Below are 18,172 nucleotides of genomic sequence, written 5' to 3'. Positions count from 1 at the left end.
TGTACAGCATTATTAAGTAAAACCAGTAATAAGGACTATACATGCACGCAACCGATCCTAAAAAAAATGGCTACAAAGGTTTTGAGCAGGGGCCGATTCGGCCGCCAAGCGAGGCGGGGAGTCTGCTTCTGCGCATAAGCCGCAATTGTCCGTGGAATCGATGCACCTTCTGTCCGGTGTATAAGGGCCGGGATTTCTCCCTGCGGTCCATGGAAGACGTGTTGGAGGATATTAATCGTGTCCATCACTATGTGCTTGAGATCAGAAAATGCGCCGGCAAAAGCGGCAAGGTCTACCCGGCCGATATCGAGCGACTTCGCGCCCTCGATGGTGCAGGCGATAGGGCCGCGCTCAATGCCGCGCTGCAGTGGGCGGCTTCCGGCATGCGCTCGATCTTTCTCCAGGATGCCAACAGTCTGATCATCAAACCGGAGCGTCTCATTACCATTCTGCAGCATCTACAGCGTTGTTTTCCGTGGGTGGAGAGGATAACCTCCTATGGTCGGTCGCATACCATAGCCAGGATAAGTGCACATAATCTCCAGCTTATGGCCGCGGCAGGGCTATCGCGGATCCATATCGGCATGGAGAGCGGTTCGGACAAGGTGCTCGCCCGGATTAAGAAAGGGGTCGATAAAAAGACCCATATTGTCGCTGGACAAAAAGTGAAACAGGCCGGGATGGAACTCTCGGAATACATTATGCCAGGATTGGGTGGAAAAGATCTTTCCGAAGAGCATGCCCTGGAGAGTGCCGATGCCCTGAATCAGATCAACCCGGACTTCATCCGCCTGCGGACGCTGGCCATCCCTGAGCATGTCGAGCTGTATGCCGAGTACAGCAGGGGGGATTTTCAGAAGTTAGGTGATGTCGAGACGGCCCGGGAACTCCTCGTCTTTCTTCAAACCCTCGATGGTATTACCAGCACCCTGAAAAGCGATCACATCCTCAATCTTTTTGAGAACCTTGAGGGGAAATATCCGCAGGACAAGGAAAAAATGGTTGGCATTGTGCAAGACTTTCTTGAGATGGACCCAAGAGAAAGGATGCTCTATCAGGTCGGCCGGAGGATGGGGCTGTTTCGAGGCCTGGATGATATGCAAGCTGCAACGAAGCGGCAGCATGTGGAAAATGCCTGCCGGCGTGGTGGTATCACTCCGGACAACGTCGATGAGGCGGTTGACGAACTGATGAGGCGGTTTATTTAGTGCCTTATTTCCCGTTTACCGGGGTTAGATATAATGCTTAGGTGTCAACCCTTCTATGCTAATGAAAGAATCGCAGGTGGCTGGAAATTGACAGGATGCACATCATCCGGCTGCGTCACGGACAGGTGTACTTTTCTTTTTACCGAAAATCATTTCTTCGCCAGGCTTACCGTGGTCATTGAGTCGCAAGGGGTGTGAGGGGTCGGTACATTTCCAAAAATAAAAATCTTTGTTATTCTGTGACTGAATCAGGGTCATCATGTTTTTGCACTTCTCCGCCGGGCATGGCGCCTTCGGTGCACCCGGGTCTATGACTGGTTTTCCAGGACTGCCGTTTTCGTCTCTGATCAGGGGGCAATTGCCTTTTTTGCCGGTGGAGCAGGCCCAGAAATAATTCCCTATCTTATGGTTACTTTCATATCGAATGAGATATCCCGTCCGACAATGAGGGCATTGGGGACCAGTTTCCGGGCGGTCCATGAACGCAGCACCGGGCGCGCCGTTGAAATCGGAACGTAACGGACAGTCTTTTTCCTTTCCGGACGAGCAGATCCAGAAAAATTTCCCCCGTTTAGTTTTCGATTCCAGACGCGAGAGCTGCCCGCCACAGGGGCAACGGTATATTTTACCCATCACCTCCTCGGAGAAACGGGTTTGAAGTGCATATTTGACCATGGTGGACATACGCTTGGTCAACTCTTCGAGAAACGCTTCCCTGCCCAGGTCACCTTCACAGATCCTGTCAAGCGCATCTTCCCAGATCGCCGTCATACCGGGATTTTTCAGGGAAGGATGAATTTTATCGATCAATTCCCGTCCCCGGGGAGTCGAGATGAGTATTTTCCCGGTCTTTTGCAGATATTCCCGGTTTTGCAGTTCAGTGATGATATTGGTTCTTGTTGCGGATGTACCGATACCGGAATTCTCTTTCAGCCGGGCTTTGATGATCGGATCTTCGACAAATTTATGGACCTCGGTCATGGCAACCTGCAACGAGGCTTCGGTAAACCTGCTCGGCGGTTTGGTGAATTTCTGTTCCTTGTCAACTTTGTCGATCTTTACCTGATCTCCTTTGGTCACCGCAGGCAAAAATTTTTCTTTGGTTTGCTGATCATTGAGGGCCATCCACCCTTGATTGTTGATGGTAATGCCCGAACCTTTCCACAGTTCACCCTTTGCCTCAACAATGATGCTGCTCGAAGAGTACTGGTAATCCGGGTAGAACTGTTTCAAAAATCGTCTAGCCACCAGCAGATAAATATTTTGTTCATCCTCTGTCAGATTTCTGGGAATGACTTCGGTGGGAATAATACCATGATGTGCCTCTGCTCCCTGCTTTTTGGTATTCCATGCAGGCGATTGGATGGTGAGATCGGCGTCGTCTGCTCCCTCAATGTTCTGGGCGCGGAGGCACTGCACAATACTCGGGGCATCCTCAAACATTTCATTTGGCAGATAGCGGCATTCGGTGCGCATATAGGTGAGCGCCTTGTGCCTTTCGTACAGCCCCTGACCCAGCTCCAGCGTTTGTTTTGGGGAATAGCCAAACTTGTCCTCGGCTTTTTTCTGCAGATCGGAAAGCAGAAAAGGAAGCGGCGGAGATTTTGTCTTCAACACCTCGTTTTTTTCAACGACAACACCTTCCTGCCCGGTAACCTTCAGGATGAGCTCTTCGGCAACCTTGTCGTTGACAAGACGACCTTCCGCATCGAGACCGGGTGCAAGTTCGTCCGGATTCCAGGTGGCAATAAACTGACCTGCTGCGTGGTCGACAGATGCTCTGAGTACCCAGTACGGTGTTGTGGTGAACTGCTCGATCTCCCGGTCCCTGCCCACAACCAGTGCAAGGGTCGGCGTCTGAACTCGTCCGGCTGAGAGTACGGTGTTGGACTGGCCGGCGGCAATGGTGAGACCTCTGGTGACATTGATGCCGACCAGCCAATCGGCATTGGAGCGGCATATGGCTGCATCTTTTATATTTTTAAACTCGGCATTGTCTCTGAGGTTGGCAAAACCCTTTTTTATGGTCCGCACATCCAATGCAGATATCCATAACCTCTCGGCAGGACCGGTGTAGCCAAGAAAATCGAGTACCTCATCAACAATCAGCTGACCTTCCCGCTCAGGGTCGCCGGCATTAATGACTTTTTCCGATCTTTTCAGCAACCCGTCAATTATATGCAGCTGCTCTCTGGTACGGGGGAGGGGGTCCAGTATCCATTTGTCTGGAATAATAGGTAAATCTTCAGCTCTCCATCGTTTATATCGCGGATCATAGGCATCCGGATTCGCCTGCTCCAGGAGATGTCCAATACACCAGGTACAGACGACATCCCCCTTGCAGTTATAAAAACCCTTTCCCCGGCCGACTATTCCGAGGAATGTGGCAAGATCTTTTCCAACACTCGGTTTTTCCGCAATAAGCAGCGTTATTCCCATGTAAAACTCTTATTATATGAAATATCTCATGGTCATTTTCACGTATCCGGTCACCAGCAATAGCAAAATGCTCGCATAATATTACCCGCTTGACTCCCCGATGAGAAGAGTTACATTTTTTCTATCAAACGAACTGATTCTCTTGCCAAAGCAAATTCCAATCCAAAACCTGGGGGTATGAATGTATGGAGGCGCAAAGGAGATTGCCTGCGACGGTTATGACAATTGCAACGAGCAAACTGCCTCTGCGTCAGCAGAAGTAAAATTCAGCGTAGGTGAGAATATGAAAAAAATTCTGTGGTCGATAATGATTGTCCCTCTGTTGTTCCTCTCGAGCTGCAGCAAGGAGATGGCTGGTGGAGCAGCTGTAGGCGTCGGTGCTGCCGGAGCTGCCTATGAATATCAAAATAAACGGACCATGGACGCCTTGGAAGAGGACTTCAGGGCTGGACGGATTACCGAGGAGGAATATAATCGCCGAAAAGAAGAAGTCAAAAGCAGATCGATTGTTTATTAGTACCCTAGTCAAGAACGCCTGTCACTCAGTTCAGTCCCCCTTGAGTTTTTCCGGGGAAAGTCAAAGAAAGCTATAAGCTGTTCGTCCAGCCGGCTATGCCCTGATGGGGTATTGTCCAACTATAAATTTTCCGTAATGAGAACCATTGCTGAAAAGAATGGTGACTTGTGCCGGTCAATATGGTTGATTTACAACAGATAAAATTGTACTACCGCATATGGAAAAAACAATGAATTTCTCCTGAGTTTGAAGAGGACAGCATGGCCCTATACGATCGGCAATTAGAAAAAGAAAACTGCGGCTTTGGCCTGATGGCCCATCTCGAGGGCGAAGCCAGCCATAAACTGGTGCGGACGGCAATTTCTTCTCTGGCCCGAATGGCCCACCGCGGCGGTATCGCCGCCGACGGTAAAACCGGCGACGGTTGCGGCGTGCTGCTAAAGAAGCCGGACAATTTTTTCCGATTGCTGGCAGCGGAGGAGGGCTGGAGTCTCGGCGGCAGGTACGGCGTCGGCATGATTTTTCTCAGTCGTGATGACGCCAGGGCGACAGTGGCCAGATGGGCCATCGAGGAGGAGCTGGAGAAGGAGACCCTTACTGTTGTCGCCTGGCGTGACGTCCCTGTTGACCCGGAGGTACTTGGCGATTTTGCCGGCAAAACCTTGCCGCATATCGTCCAGGTTGTTTTTAACGGGCCCTTCGGCTGGGGCTCGAAGGAACTCGAACGACGCCTGTACATGGTTCGCCGCCGGGTGGAAAAACGGATCACCGATGATGCCGATTTCTATATCGCCAGTCTGTCCAACCTGGTGATCGTCTATAAAGGCTTGTGCCGCCCGGTCGACCTGCCGCTTTTTTATCCTGATCTGGCCGATATCAGGATGCAGTCATCCATCTGTCTTTTTCACCAGCGATTTTCCACCAATACCCTGCCCAGATGGTCACTCGCTCAGCCCTTCAGGTATCTGGCGCATAACGGGGAGATCAACACCATAACCGGCAACCGGCAATGGTCGAAGGCCCGCTCCTACAAATTCCGGTCGCGGCTGCTGCCGGATATGGCCGAAGCCGCGCCCTTTGTCAACACCACCGGCTCCGACTCCTCATCTCTCGATAATATGCTCGAGCTGTTTCTCGCCGGCGGCATGGATCTGTTCCGGGCCTTTCGGCTGCTCATCCCGCCTGCCTGGCAGAATCATCCGAACATGGATGCTGACCTGCGCGCCTTCTACGATTTCAACTCCATGCATATGGAGCCGTGGGATGGCCCGGCCGGCATCGTCATGAGCGATGGCCGTTTCGCTGCCTGCGGCCTTGATCGTAACGGCCTGAGACCGGCCCGCTATGTGGTCACCAAAGATAAGCTCATTACCCTCGCCTCCGAGGTCGGGATCTGGGACTACGAACCGGACGAGGTGCTGGAGAAAGGTCGGGTCGGACCCGGCGAGCTGCTGGTGATCGACACCCTGTCCGGCAAACGCTGGACCTCCTGGGATATCGACAGGGAGCTGAAGAGCCGTCATCCCTATAAAAAGTGGATGGAGAAATGTTGTCGAAAACTCTCTTCTTTTGAGCAGGATGATGGTCTGGCAACGGGGACCAGGTCCCTTGACGATGACCGGCTGCTTCTCTATCAGAAGCTCTTTGGCTATACCAATGAAGAGCTGGAGCAGATGATCAAGGTCCTCGGCGAGACCGGGCAGGAACCGGTCTGTTCGATGGGCGATGATGCACCGATGGCGGTGTTGTCCTCGAAGCGGCGCAGCCTCTACGACTATTTCCGGCAGATGTTTGCCCAGGTGACCAACCCGCCGATCGATTCGCTGCGGGAAAAACATGTCATGTCGCTGGCCACCTGCGTCGGGCGGGAGCAGAATGTTTTCGACGAGGCCCAGGGCCACGCCTACCGGGTGATGTTTCAATCGCCGGTGCTTGTCTACAGCGATCTGCAGCAGCTTCTGCAGCTCGATCCGAAGCATTATCGTCAGGTGAGCTTTGATCTCAACTACCGCCGAGAGCTTGGGCTGAAAAAGGCCATTGAAGAACTCTGCCGCATGGCCAGAAAAGAGGTGGAACAAGGGGCCGTCCTGCTCATCCTCTCGGATCGCCATATTACGCCGGAGACTCTGCCCATTCCCGCTGCGATGGCGGTAGGCGCCGTGCAGCGCGTGCTGGTCGACAATCAGTTACGCTGCGATGCGAACATTATCGTGGAAACCGCCGACTGCCGTGATCCGCATCATTTTGCCGTGCTGCTCGGCATGGGAGCGACCGCCGTCTACCCCTATCTGGTCTATGAGTCGCTCGCCCAGATGGTCGATGAAGGGTCGGTGCAGGTCGGTCTGAGGCAGGCTATCGTCAACTACCGCCGAGGTATCGATAAGGGTTTGCTGAAGATATTGTCGAAAATGGGTATATCCACCATCTCCTCGTACCGGTGCGCCCAGCTTTTTGAGGCGGTTGGACTTGCCGCCGAGGTGACCGAGCTCTGTTTTAACGGGGTGGCCAGCCGCATTGCCGGGGCAGGTTTTGATGATTTTCAGGCGGATCAGCAAGAACTGGCCGCGTATGGCTGGAAGCGACGCCATAAACCGCTGGGCCGGGGAGGGCTGTTCAAATATATCCATGGCGGCGAGTACCATGCCTATAACCCCGATGTGGTTGAAGCCCTGCAAAAAGCAGTACGCAGCGGCGAGTTCAACGACTATCAGCGCTATTCCGCCCTGGTCAATGATCGTCCGGTTGCCTGTCTGCGGGATCTGCTGCGCCTGAAAAAAGACACGGGTGCAATACCTCTTTCTGCGGTGGAGCCGGCGGAAAAATTCTACAATCGTTTTGACTCCGCCGCCATGTCCATCGGCGCACTCGGCCAGGAGGCCCATGAGGCGCTGGCCATCGGCATGAATCGTCTGGGCGGTTTTTCCAACAGCGGTGAAGGCGGGGAGGATCCGGACCGGTTCGGTACCGAACGGGTGTCAAAAATAAAGCAGGTGGCCTCCGGCCGTTTCGGGGTTACGCCGCATTACCTGATGAACGCCGAGGTGATCCAGATCAAAATGGCCCAGGGGGCTAAACCGGGGGAGGGCGGGCAGCTGCCCGGGCATAAGGTGACCGCCCAGATAGCCGCCCTGCGCTATTCGGTGCCCGGGGTGACGCTCATCTCTCCGCCGCCGCACCACGACATTTATTCTATTGAGGATCTGGCCCAGCTGATCTTTGACCTCAAGCAGGTCAATCCCAAGGCGAGGGTCAGTGTCAAACTGGTCGCCGAACCCGGCGTCGGCACCATCGCCACCGGCGTGGTCAAGGCCTATGCCGACATGATAACCATCTCCGGCTACGATGGCGGCACGGGAGCCAGCCCGCTCACCTCGGTAAAATATGCCGGCAGTCCCTGGGAACTGGGGTTGGCCGAGACCCAGCAGACGCTGGTGGCCAACGGACTGCGCCATAAGGTGCAGCTGCAGGTCGATGGTGGTTTGAAGACCGGCCTGGATATCATTAAAGCGGCCATTCTCGGTGCCGAGAGTTTTGGCTTCGGTACCGGGCCGCTCATTGCCCTCGGCTGCAAATTTCTGCGCATCTGCCACTTGAACAACTGTGCAACCGGGGTGGCCACGCAGGATGAGACGCTGCGCAAAGAATTTTTTGCCGGGGTGCCGCAGATGGTCATGAACTATTTTCGCTTTATGGTGCAGGAAACACGAATGCATATGGCCGAGCTGGGCATTCGTCAACTGACCGATCTGATCGGCCGGACGGATCTGCTTGAAGAACTGCCCGGCATCACGGCGAAACAGCAGAAGCTTGTCCTTGGGCACATTCTCGATACCTTTCAGCCTCCGGCAACCAGCAGCCTCTTTTTTCGGGAGGCCAATGTTCCCGACGATCCCGGCCGACTTAACCTGCAGATCGAAGAACGTTTTCGTCAGGCCGTTGCCACCATGTCCGGCGGGGGAGGCAGTTTTACCATCCGCAATACTGATCGGACGGTCGGTGCGCGACTGTCCGGGGAAATTGCCGCCCTGCACGGTAATACAGGCATGAAGGATGCACCGATTCATCTGTTGTTCAGTGGGACCGCCGGACAGAGTTTCGGCGCCTGGAATGCCGGCGGCCTGCATATGGTACTGACCGGCGATGCCAACGATTATGTCGGTAAAGGGATGGCCGGTGGCAAGCTGGTCGTTCGACCCCCGCTGGGTGTTGCCTACAAAAGCCACGAGGCGGTGATTATCGGCAACACCTGTCTGTACGGCGCCACCGGCGGCTGGCTGTTTGCCGCGGGCCGGGCCGGGGAACGCTTTGCGGTGCGGAATTCCGGGGCCAGGGTAGTGGTTGAAGGCATCGGCGATAACGGCTGTGAATATATGACCGGCGGTATTGTCACCATCCTTGGCGAGACCGGGGTGAATTTCGGGGCAGGAATGACCGGCGGGTTTGCCTATGTCCTTGATGAATTCGGTGCCATGGAGTCGCGGCTGAATCCGGAACTGGTTGACAGCATCACCCTGGAAGACCAGGCGGTCCTGCGCGAACATCTGCGGGGAATGATCAACGCACATTTCCTCGAGACGGGCAGTGAGCGGGCCGAGCGGCTGTTGACCGGCTTTGATGAACAGTACGCCGGCCTCTTCAAACTGGTGAAACCAAAAACATCCGATGTCGCGACCCTGCTCGGCCATCGGGGCAACTCGCCACGAGAAACTCTGGCAGTCGTTTTTTAAGGGGAAGAGTATGAGCCGGAATTTATTTCAGTTTATCGAAGTGGAGCGGGTTGATCCGCAAAAGAAAAGGATTGAACGGCGGCGGCATGAGTTTGTCGAAATCTATCATCCTCTGCAGCAAGCGCAGGTGCAGATGCAGGCGGACCGCTGTCTCGACTGCGGCAACCCCTATTGCGAATGGAAATGCCCGGTGCATAACTACATTCCCGACTGGCTGCAGCTGGCCAACGAGGGACGGATCATCGAGGCGGCCGAGCTCTGTCACCAGACCAACAGCCTGCCGGAGGTCTGCGGCCGGGTCTGTCCCCAGGACCGGCTCTGTGAAGGGGCCTGCACCCTCAATAACGATTATGGCGCGGTGACCATCGGCAGTATAGAAAAATACATCGTCGATACCGCCTTGCAGATGGGCTGGCGTCCGGATCTTACCAAGGTGGTACCGACCGGCAAGCGGGTGGCGGTGATCGGTGCCGGGCCTGCCGGTCTTGGCTGTGCCGATGTGCTGATCCGCAATGGCGTGCAGCCGGTGGTCTTTGACCGCCATCCGGAAATCGGCGGGTTGCTCACCTTTGGCATTCCCGCCTTCAAACTCGACAAACGGGTCATGGAGCTGCGGCGGAAAGTTTTCACCGATATGGGTATTACCTTTCGACTGGGGGTGGAGGTCGGCCCTGATCTGCCCTTTGCCGGCCTGCTGGCGGAATATGATGCGGTCTTTGTCGCCACCGGTACCTATACGTCGATGCGCGCCGCTCTGGAAAACGAAGCAGCGACAGGGGTGTACGACGCCCTCGACTATCTTATCGGCAACATCGACCGTCAAATGGAATTAAAGCGTGAGCGCTACCCCTATGTCGATCAGCAAGGGAAACGGGTGGTTGTTCTTGGTGGCGGGGATACGGCCATGGATTGTCTGCGTACGGCGATTCGCCAGGGGGCAATTGACGTCGTCTGTGTCTATCGCCGGGATCGGGAAAATATGCCTGGCTCGGCCCGGGAAGTGCAAAATGCCGAGGACGAGGGAGTGCGCTTTCTGTGGAATCTCCAGCCGCTCGGCATTGTTATCGGCGAAGACGGACATGTCACCGGCGTCAGAGTGGTCAACACCCGGCTCGGCGAAGCCGATGAACGGGGCAGGCGAAAGCCGGAAGCCATTGCCGGCACCGAGGTGGTGCTCGATGCCGACAGCATCATCATGGCCTTCGGCTTCCGGCCGAGTCCGCCGGAATGGCTCAAGGAAAATGGAATTTTCGTAAATGACCGGCAGCTTATCGACGCTCCTGCCGGCGGCCGGTTTCCTTTCCAGACCAGCAGCGAGAAGATTTTTGCCGGCGGCGACGCGGTTCGCGGTTCCGACCTGGTGGTTACGGCTATTGCCGAAGGGCGCAGCGCGGCGGAATCCATTCTTGACTATCTCGATGTATGACATTTTTAAAAACAGTCGTTGTACCTAGGAACACAACAAAGAATTTCTCAGCTGCCAAGGAGCAGGAATGAAAAAAATTGTCGGCGGTATTATTGTACTCATTGCAGTTGCCGGAATTGGTGCACCATTTTTCAGCGGCCTGATTATGGAGAGAGTTGTCAAACGGTCATTTAACAATCTCAATACCATGTATACCGAGAATGGTTCCGATGCCTCGATCGAAATAGTGCATTATGACAGAGGTTTTTCCTCGACAGAAATTGAGTGGAAAATGAAATTGGGCAGCTTGCAGGCGATATACGGCGTTGATGAAATACTTTTTGTCGACCATGCGAAGCATGGATTGACCGGCATTGTCTCGACAACCAGTCTTGATGAAAACAAATGGTTCGCCGATTTTGTCAACAATAAGCTTTCCGGTAAAAACCCTTTGACGATCACCACTGAATACTCCTTTTCCGGACAGATTGATGCAGCAATCATCCTCGACGCTTTTTCTGTGCCGCTAGAAGATGAAGTTGCTGAAATTAAGCGTGGCAGAGCCGTTTTTTCCTGCGATGATACCTTGAAAAATTTCTCGTCCGAGGCCTTCTGGGAAGGTTTTGCCGTTCCACAAAAAGTGCAGGCGGACGGTATCGTCATTTCCTCGACGCTGGAAAAGATCTCCCCCTATCTCTGGGACGGTACGCTCTCCCTGGCGGTGAAAAAAAGCAAAACTGACGGGGACCTCGAACAGCTTGCGCTGGTGAATTTTAAAGGCGACTATTCTGTCGATGCGGATAGCGAAGAAAACACAATATCCGTCGTCACTACCTTTGGCGCCGATCAACTGCAGGCCGGGCCGGACAAGGTCGATAACGGTTTTGTCCGACTTGGCATCATCAATATGGATATCCAGGGTTTTGAAGAATTCATGAAGTTGTACACCGAGATGGCGCAGAGTGTCTTGCAGGATATGAGCACTGCAGAAGATGATCCTGAAAAAATGACAACAATCCTGCAGGAGCAGATGGCCCAGAGGCGATTGCAGGTTTTTGCGGCATATGAAAAATTAATGAAAAAGGGCTTGGAGCTGCAAATCTCCGATTTGTACGCCAAATTGCCGGCGGGAGAAGTGAAGGGTGATGCGGCAATAAGCCTGAATCAGGATATGACCTTTGTGCAGTTTGTCCCACTTTTGCAGCAACCGGAGCAGGTGGTGGATATTTTTTCTCTGCAGTCCAATCTACGCCTTCCGGCAGAACTTGTCGGTGACAATCCCATGCTTTTGTCGCCACTCTATTCGGGCATGCCAACCGGGTTATTTGTCCAGGACGGCGACTATCTCAGTCACAAGGGCGAGACCAGAGACGGCAAGCTGTATCTGAATGGCCAGGTGGTGGTATTTTAGTAAGCCGCATTTTCGCTGTATATTGGCGGAGAAAGAATAGGGTTTATGTGAAATTAAATTGCCGAACTTGCTCCGGTTGAATCCCAGGTAGTTTTTCTTTCGGCCATTAAATTTCCATAACCTTTATGATATCAATGTGCACAAAACACATAATCAATGCCGGTGAGTAAGAAAGTCGTGAAGCATAGTTTTCTTGCTCACCGGCAGTTTGAAACAGCAGGACTGGTCTTGTTCTCTAATTGATTACTCTAGATTCCCATGTAACCAATTATGAGGAAAATTACTGCACTGATAAATGCGCCAAGAAATCCATACGGCATCTGGGTCACCGCATGGCGATAATTATCGCAACCAGTTGCTGCCGAACTTAAGATAGTGGCATCAGAATAGAAACATATATGACTGCCCCATACCCCTGCCGAACAGACAGCACCAACAGCTACCAATGGATTGGCGCCAACTGCGATTGCCAGGGGTACTACTATCGGAATCGCAATAGCATACATTCCCCAGCTCAGTCCCATGATAAATTCCGTGATACCGAGTACGCTAAATACAACAAAAGGCATCATTTCCGGAGTCATATACACCTTGGCGGTATCGATAACATAGGTGAGAAAACCGATTTTCTCATTAGCACTTGCAAAGGTCAAGGCAAGAATAACCATGAGGAGGGGGAACAGCATTTGTTTGATACCGACAACACATGTATCAAAAAAATCCTCAGGCCCCATCAATCCTTGAAAGATGTAGAGAACAAACATAAAGGCAACAGTTGCGAGGACTCCAAGCTGCATGTCGATATCAAAGTAAATCGTCGACCCAACCAGCACCAGAATCGGCAGGAAGAAATTCAATACTCTTGGCTTGCTCGGCGTTTTCACGGTTTGACCGCTGTGAATATCAATTTTATCTGATCCCGGGGGAGCAAGAATTCCTTCTTCCGTTGCCCGCCTTTCAGCTTCTTTCATAGGCCCGAAGATAGGTATGAAACCAAGGATAACAAGGGGAACAACGAGTACTGCAACCCATCCATACACGTTATAGGGAATTGTTTGGATAAAATACTTTACCCCTTCTCCCTCGGGCGCAGCTCCTGCTTGCTCAAGTAGAGTAGCGATATAAACGGCCCAGGTAGAAATCGGGATCAAAACACAAACCGGGGCGGCTGTCGAGTCAACAATATATGCAAGTTTTTCTCTTGAAACCTTGTATTTATCAGTAATCGGGGCCATACAGGAACCGACAGTGAGGGAATTCAGGTAATCGTCAATAAATATCACAATACCCAGCACCCAGGTCCACATGAGGGTACTTTTTCTGGTCTTGGCCCTTCTAGCCACCCATTCTCCGAAAGCAGATGCACCTCCGGCCCTCTCGATTAAGGCTATTATACTTCCCATTAGACCACAGACAATAAACAGCCATTGAGTATTTTCGTCAGTCAACACTTCGGTCAGTGTTGTACTCATTGGGCCAAAAAAATCCAGTTTATGGGCCATGAAGAATGCCAAAAGAGAGGCCAGGGTTAATCCTTCGAGAATTCTTTTTGTGTAAAATATAAATGAAAGTAAAAATACCGAGGGGAGAGCGGAGACAATACCAAACGATGATTCATCGTCAGGTACCAGTATTGTTATGGCTAGAAAAGCCACTGTTAGAAAGGTGTATTCTATCAGTGTCCTGTTGGTTTTACTTTTATCAATATCACCAGTCGATTGAATGACTTCCAAACCTATTGATTCGCTCATTACTTCTCCTCCACACAAACAGTCTGCACGCCTGTTTGTGAATAATGTTGAGCTTTATAGTTTGTAACCAGAATATCCACTTTGCACTCACAGAAAAACAGTAGCACGGATTCATTCCTGAAAGAAATCCTTTTACATCTGTGTGGTGCGTGTGTTACGGCGGCCAAAAATCTATAGTTCCTCCTTGCTTTTTAACTTAGGGTAAGTTTTTTCCGGAAAACATTACATCAATACAATAAGTTACTCTCATTCGTTACTCACTATCCTCCATTCAGGGGTTGGAAAAATTTGACTTCAGTGTTATCCGGTATTGTATCGGCTGCATTGGCAAGCGTTCCGTTAATGGACACTATTGCAACCTGTTCCTTTGGCAACTGCAACAGATCCACAAGTTCTGCTACAGATATATCCTTCCAGATTTCGACATCCAAACCTGAGTTGGGGTAGTTTCCAGGAAAATATCGGGGTAAAGTTCCAAAAAGTCTCACACGGACACGCATAACAGAGTCCTTAAAAATCAAAGGTGGAGTCCATTTCTTCGTCACTTACCTTCACCACTATATTGTATGGCGGTAACGGTTCGTTGTAGAACATCGCTGGTAACCGATCGTCCATATTGGTAAATCCCGCGTTACGGTTGAATTCACGCTCTGCTTTGATGACACGACTGCCAAGTTCGGCCCAGTCATTTTTTCCAAAAGCCTTACCTGATTTCGCACTCATCATGGTAAAGACGTTATTGATCCCCTCTTCTGTTGCCAGGCCGGATTGAGCAAAGTCACAGATACCTGCCGTATCAACTGCCGCCATATGAATCTGAGTATTGCGGGAAATTTCAACCTGTCCTGCAGAGCCATGAGCCTCAACGGTTCCGCCAAAAGCTTCAAGGTTTTGGTCCACAACCCAGCCGGCAGTGTGGTCTGCTCCCATTGGGGAAGTCGCATAAGTCACAGCCATCCCCTGGATTGCTCGAGGATCATAGGCGGCGATGCTCTGTCCTTTGACAGTGGGCACACGGTCATGATTGAAGTGCCTCCCGACTGCGTCAGGGCCATTGCCAAGCAACTGACCCATTTCTGTTCCAGCGGCTACTTCTTCAACCAAGCGAATTGCTGCATCGGCATCGCCAAATTCCCGATATCCTGCATCAAAGGCCACAGCCAGTGCTGCGCCGGTATTCATGGTATCAAGACCGATATCGTCGCAGAGAAAATCTAGTTTGGCAATGGCATCGAGATCATCATTGCCAATCATTCCTCCCATGGACCAGATTGTTTCATACTCGAGTGAAGAGGTTACATATTCACCCTCTTTGGTTACAAACTCATTGGAACAATCAATGATGCATTGGGAACACCCCTTATGCCTGGTTTTTCCACCACGCTCCTCGATGATTTTTGCCATCGTTTCTCCGCTGATCTTGTCAACACCTTTGAACTGGCCCATTCGTGCATTGTTTGTAGGAAAAGCACCAGCGGCATTGATTGGTTCAACAAGTACTGCCGTGCCGAATTCAGCCAGAATATGGCCACTGAATTCGTCCGCTTTGATGGCCTTTGCATAGTTTTTTGCTGCTTCTTTAAAACGATTATTATCAGCAATTTCCACAGGAATATTGCCCTTGCGATCAACAATAATCGCCTTCAGGCCTTTCGACCCCATGACTGCTCCCAGCCCTCCACGCCCTGCCGCACGGCACGGTCGACCATCAAGATCGGTGGATTGAATCGATGCCGACAGGAGCTGAAAATCGCCGGCAGGTCCTATGCAGGTAATACTCTTTTCCCCACCAAACTTGGAATGCAGCCTTGAAGAGAGCGCATAGGTTCTTGAACCTTTTAACTCGTCCGCTGTGATCAGGGTTGCGGTGTTTTCGTCCTCGATATTCAGGAGAAAATAACGCCCATCAGCGGCTTTCCCTTCAACAATAATCGCTTTAATTCCGAGTTTTGCAAGTGAGAAAGCCACAGTACCTCCGACATTGCTCTCCTTGATGCCACCGGTAAGGGGGCTTTTTGCCCCCACTGATAGACGGCCTGTATTGACCAGAGATGTGCCGGTAAAAAAACCGGGTGCAAAAATCAGTTTGTTCTCATTACCAAGGGGATCGGTAGAGGCGGGTACTTCACTGTTCACCATAATGGAGGTCAGTGCGCGCCCTCCCAGGGTGGAATACTCTCTCGGGACATCTTCCCACTGTACCGAGAGAGTGGTCATATTAACTCTTAGGAATTTCATTTGTTCCTCCGTTATGCTGTCTTGAGACTGAATATTTCCGGCTATTGCAGACTGGCAAAGGTTTCTTCAAGACGTTTCAACACTTCGTCAAGCAATTCATAGGGAATATTAAGTGCCGGCTCGAGCCTGATAGTTGTCGCGTTATTAAGTGTTCCGGCGGTCAACACCCCTCGACTGAAAAGACCAGAGGCAACTTTGTAGCCAATTTCATCATTTGGAAATATCATGCCGAGAAGCAGACCTCGCCCTCTGATGCCATTGAGGATCTGTGGATATTTTAATTGCAGAGCAGAGACTTTCTTCTTTATGTATTCGCCTTTCTCCGCAGCTTGACCAGCAAGGTCTTCTTCCAAAAGGACCGTGATCTGGGCAAGTGCCGCAGCACAGGCAACCGGGTTGCCGCCAGTGGTTGTTGTATGCATGAAAGGATTCGGCTCCATGCACTTCCATATTTTTGCTGTTGAGAAAAATCCCGACATGGCAATAACACCACCGCCAAGCGCCTTGCCAAAGCACATAATGTCCGGTGTTACACCCCAGTGATCAACGCCAAATATTTTTCCAGTACGGCCGAATCCGGTCTGCACTTCATCTGCAATCAGCAGCACTTCATATTTATCACAAATTTCACGGAGTTTTGGCCAGTAATTATCGGGTGGTTCTATCGCACCAGCTTCACCCTGGATAGGCTCGACGACTACAGCAGCGATACCGTCGCCAACTTCTTTCGCACATTTGAGTACCTGTTCAACAGCATCGGCATCACCGAAAGGCACTTGATGAATCCCATCTAATAATGGCAGTAAGGGTTGACGGTAGACTGCTTTGCCGAGAAGAGAGAGTGCACCAAGAGATTTGCCGTGAAATCCTTTCAAGGTAGAGATAAAACCGCTTTTCCCGGTGTAGAGTTTCGCCAGTTTCATTGCCCCATCTACTGCCTCTGTTCCGCTGTTTGCAAAAAATCCATACTGAATGTCGCCGGGAGTGAGTTTGGCAATGACTTTTGCGAGATGTGCCCGTAGCGGATCAAGCATTTCCTGGCTGTACTGGGGACTGCGGTCGAGCTGTGCTTTTGCTGCCGCAACAATTTTTGGATGGCGGATGCCTGGGGAATAGAGTCCAAAACCACCCAACATATCAATGTATTCACGGCCCATCACATCCCTGAGAATGGATCCTTCTCCCTGCCAATCTGTAAGTGCAAAATCCTTTGTTTCGGTAACGGATTTGCGATATTCCAAAAAGCCCTTATTGATATGATCGGCAAAGTTTTGATACGTTGATTCTGCCACCCACTTCCGATCAGAATCCGTAACTTCAGCCTCAGGAGTTTTTATAAGACCGACCATTTTTTTTGCTTCACTCAAAGCCGTAGCCATATCACGAGTACAAGCAGTTTTCTCGATAATGTTGTTAGTCTCTAATGCTTTTGTCATGTAAGATTCTCCTTTTGGATTTATTGCTTTGTTCCGCATGAATTGATCTCTTTTATTCGATTACGACCAGTTCAACAGAACTCTGTACTTTGTCGATCAATCTCGAATTGATAACCGACTGTTTTTATGGCTCTCTTTTATTAATTGAATGATCAGTTAAATTTTGGTTGAATTTGTTCACGAGTTTATTCGACTACGATCAAAGTTCATTTCTAAGCCACTGGTTCTTTATTAACTGTGTGGTCAGTTAATAAAGAACCAGTGGCTTAGAAATCCGCAGCAGTAATCACCCATATTCAACTGGACAGACACTGTTATTGTTATGTTAAATAACTCCGCCTTTAAGTACAGCAAGAGCCGACAGCTTGGCTGTTTCAGCAAAATCCTCGAAGGGCATATCCTGTCCTAGGAAATGTGCGTGAAATTCTAAACCCTCCATAAGGGTCACTATGAAATCGGCAGCCTTTCGTTCATCACCGACCTGGATAATGTCCTTTTTGTTGAAAATTATGAATTCATCGTGAAGATAATTTCTCAACCACTGAAACATTTCTCGAAATAACGTGGCGACGTTGGCGTCCCTGAAGCTCTGGTAATAAAATCCAAAGTGGACACCCGGATCAACGGTGCGGGACCATTTATAACTGAAGATCGTATCGATAAGTGTTGAAAATCGTTCTGCATCATCTTTGATGTGGTCAAAGTTGAGCAAATGTTGCGATTTGAATTTATCGATCATCAACTCGATAAGAGCGAGACGCAGATTTTCTTTATTGTTGAAATAATGCAGTATAAGACTGGGATGTATTCCCAAGTGTTTGGCGATTTTACTTATTGAGGCCCCTTCCAATCCTTCAGCAATGAGAACACGATAATAACCTTCGAGAATTTCCGGTTTTCTCAGTTCAGCATTTTGGTTTTTCCGTCTAGCCATAAATGTCCTGGAAAAAAGCCTAGGGTTGGGTTACAGAATTGCTACAATAATTCTCAATTACTCCTTGCATTTTCATTTGTCAACAACAAACAATAGTTTATTCACT

Annotated in this window: 11 protein-coding genes; 5 read left to right on the top strand and 6 right to left on the bottom strand. The window is 50.8% G+C overall.

The window, feature by feature from the left end:
- The first annotated feature begins 41 nt into the window (after positions 1–41).
- A complete protein-coding gene (locus ACYQ8U_RS05080) occupies positions 42–1,208 on the top strand; it encodes a radical SAM protein (protein ID WP_459944435.1) in 1,167 nt (388 codons plus the stop codon).
- 102 nt (positions 1,209–1,310) lie between these two features.
- Here the strand turns inward: ACYQ8U_RS05080 and ACYQ8U_RS05075 are convergent, their stop codons facing one another.
- The gene (locus ACYQ8U_RS05075; protein ID WP_459944434.1) at positions 1,311–3,647 is read right to left on the bottom strand and encodes a DNA topoisomerase 3; all 2,337 of its coding nucleotides are present in this window, start codon (positions 3,645–3,647) and stop codon (positions 1,311–1,313) included.
- A gap of 283 nt (positions 3,648–3,930) precedes the next feature.
- Between ACYQ8U_RS05075 and ACYQ8U_RS05070 the strand changes: the two genes are divergently transcribed.
- From ACYQ8U_RS05070 to ACYQ8U_RS05055, 4 genes are all read left to right on the top strand, one after another.
- The gene (locus ACYQ8U_RS05070; protein WP_459944433.1) at positions 3,931–4,164 is read left to right on the top strand and encodes a DUF1707 domain-containing protein; all 234 of its coding nucleotides are present in this window, start codon (positions 3,931–3,933) and stop codon (positions 4,162–4,164) included.
- Between the two features lie 260 nt (positions 4,165–4,424).
- Positions 4,425–8,891, top strand: a complete 4,467-nt coding sequence (gene gltB / locus ACYQ8U_RS05065) for a glutamate synthase large subunit (RefSeq protein ID WP_459944432.1) — start codon at positions 4,425–4,427, stop codon at positions 8,889–8,891.
- Positions 8,892–8,901: 10 nt separating this feature from the next.
- The gene (locus ACYQ8U_RS05060; RefSeq protein ID WP_459944431.1) at positions 8,902–10,317 is read left to right on the top strand and encodes an FAD-dependent oxidoreductase; all 1,416 of its coding nucleotides are present in this window, start codon (positions 8,902–8,904) and stop codon (positions 10,315–10,317) included.
- A gap of 67 nt (positions 10,318–10,384) precedes the next feature.
- Positions 10,385–11,707: a DUF945 family protein gene (locus ACYQ8U_RS05055; protein WP_459944430.1), complete on the top strand. Its 1,323-nt coding sequence runs from the start codon at positions 10,385–10,387 to the stop codon at positions 11,705–11,707.
- A gap of 248 nt (positions 11,708–11,955) precedes the next feature.
- On the opposite strand, the gene ACYQ8U_RS05050 is transcribed toward ACYQ8U_RS05055, so the two are convergent.
- The 5 genes from ACYQ8U_RS05050 to ACYQ8U_RS05030 all read right to left on the bottom strand — a co-directional run bounded on the left by ACYQ8U_RS05050 (position 11,956) and on the right by ACYQ8U_RS05030 (position 18,066).
- Positions 11,956–13,458, bottom strand: a complete 1,503-nt coding sequence (locus ACYQ8U_RS05050) for a Na+/H+ antiporter NhaC family protein (protein WP_459944429.1) — start codon at positions 13,456–13,458, stop codon at positions 11,956–11,958.
- 260 nt (positions 13,459–13,718) lie between these two features.
- Positions 13,719–13,958: a MoaD/ThiS family protein gene (locus ACYQ8U_RS05045; RefSeq protein ID WP_459944428.1), complete on the bottom strand. Its 240-nt coding sequence runs from the start codon at positions 13,956–13,958 to the stop codon at positions 13,719–13,721.
- A gap of 10 nt (positions 13,959–13,968) precedes the next feature.
- The gene (locus ACYQ8U_RS05040; RefSeq protein ID WP_459944427.1) at positions 13,969–15,696 is read right to left on the bottom strand and encodes an aldehyde ferredoxin oxidoreductase family protein; all 1,728 of its coding nucleotides are present in this window, start codon (positions 15,694–15,696) and stop codon (positions 13,969–13,971) included.
- 41 nt (positions 15,697–15,737) lie between these two features.
- Entirely contained in the window at positions 15,738–17,132 is a 1,395-nt protein-coding gene (locus tag ACYQ8U_RS05035; protein ID WP_459944426.1) for a putrescine aminotransferase, read from the bottom strand.
- A 325-nt stretch (positions 17,133–17,457) separates the two neighbouring features.
- Positions 17,458–18,066, bottom strand: a complete 609-nt coding sequence (locus tag ACYQ8U_RS05030; protein ID WP_459944425.1) for a TetR/AcrR family transcriptional regulator — start codon at positions 18,064–18,066, stop codon at positions 17,458–17,460.
- Positions 18,067–18,172: the final 106 nt, after the last annotated feature.

The organism is Desulfocastanea catecholica, from assembly GCF_054657295.1.
This window is presented reverse-complemented; position numbering and strand designations above follow the sequence as displayed.

Excerpts from the sequence above, each read along its gene's own strand:
- ACYQ8U_RS05080 (WP_459944435.1), top strand. The coding sequence starts at position 42 with ATGCACGCAACCGATCCTAAAAAAAATGGCTACAAAGGTTTTGAGCAG.
- ACYQ8U_RS05075 (WP_459944434.1), bottom strand. The coding sequence starts at position 3,647 with ATGGGAATAACGCTGCTTATTGCGGAAAAACCGAGTGTTGGAAAAGAT.
- ACYQ8U_RS05070 (WP_459944433.1), top strand. The coding sequence starts at position 3,931 with ATGAAAAAAATTCTGTGGTCGATAATGATTGTCCCTCTGTTGTTCCTC.
- gltB (WP_459944432.1), top strand. The coding sequence starts at position 4,425 with ATGGCCCTATACGATCGGCAATTAGAAAAAGAAAACTGCGGCTTTGGC.
- ACYQ8U_RS05060 (WP_459944431.1), top strand. The coding sequence starts at position 8,902 with ATGAGCCGGAATTTATTTCAGTTTATCGAAGTGGAGCGGGTTGATCCG.
- ACYQ8U_RS05055 (WP_459944430.1), top strand. The coding sequence starts at position 10,385 with ATGAAAAAAATTGTCGGCGGTATTATTGTACTCATTGCAGTTGCCGGA.
- ACYQ8U_RS05050 (WP_459944429.1), bottom strand. The coding sequence starts at position 13,458 with ATGAGCGAATCAATAGGTTTGGAAGTCATTCAATCGACTGGTGATATT.
- ACYQ8U_RS05045 (WP_459944428.1), bottom strand. The coding sequence starts at position 13,958 with ATGCGTGTCCGTGTGAGACTTTTTGGAACTTTACCCCGATATTTTCCT.
- ACYQ8U_RS05040 (WP_459944427.1), bottom strand. The coding sequence starts at position 15,696 with ATGAAATTCCTAAGAGTTAATATGACCACTCTCTCGGTACAGTGGGAA.
- ACYQ8U_RS05035 (WP_459944426.1), bottom strand. The coding sequence starts at position 17,132 with ATGACAAAAGCATTAGAGACTAACAACATTATCGAGAAAACTGCTTGT.
- ACYQ8U_RS05030 (WP_459944425.1), bottom strand. The coding sequence starts at position 18,066 with ATGGCTAGACGGAAAAACCAAAATGCTGAACTGAGAAAACCGGAAATT.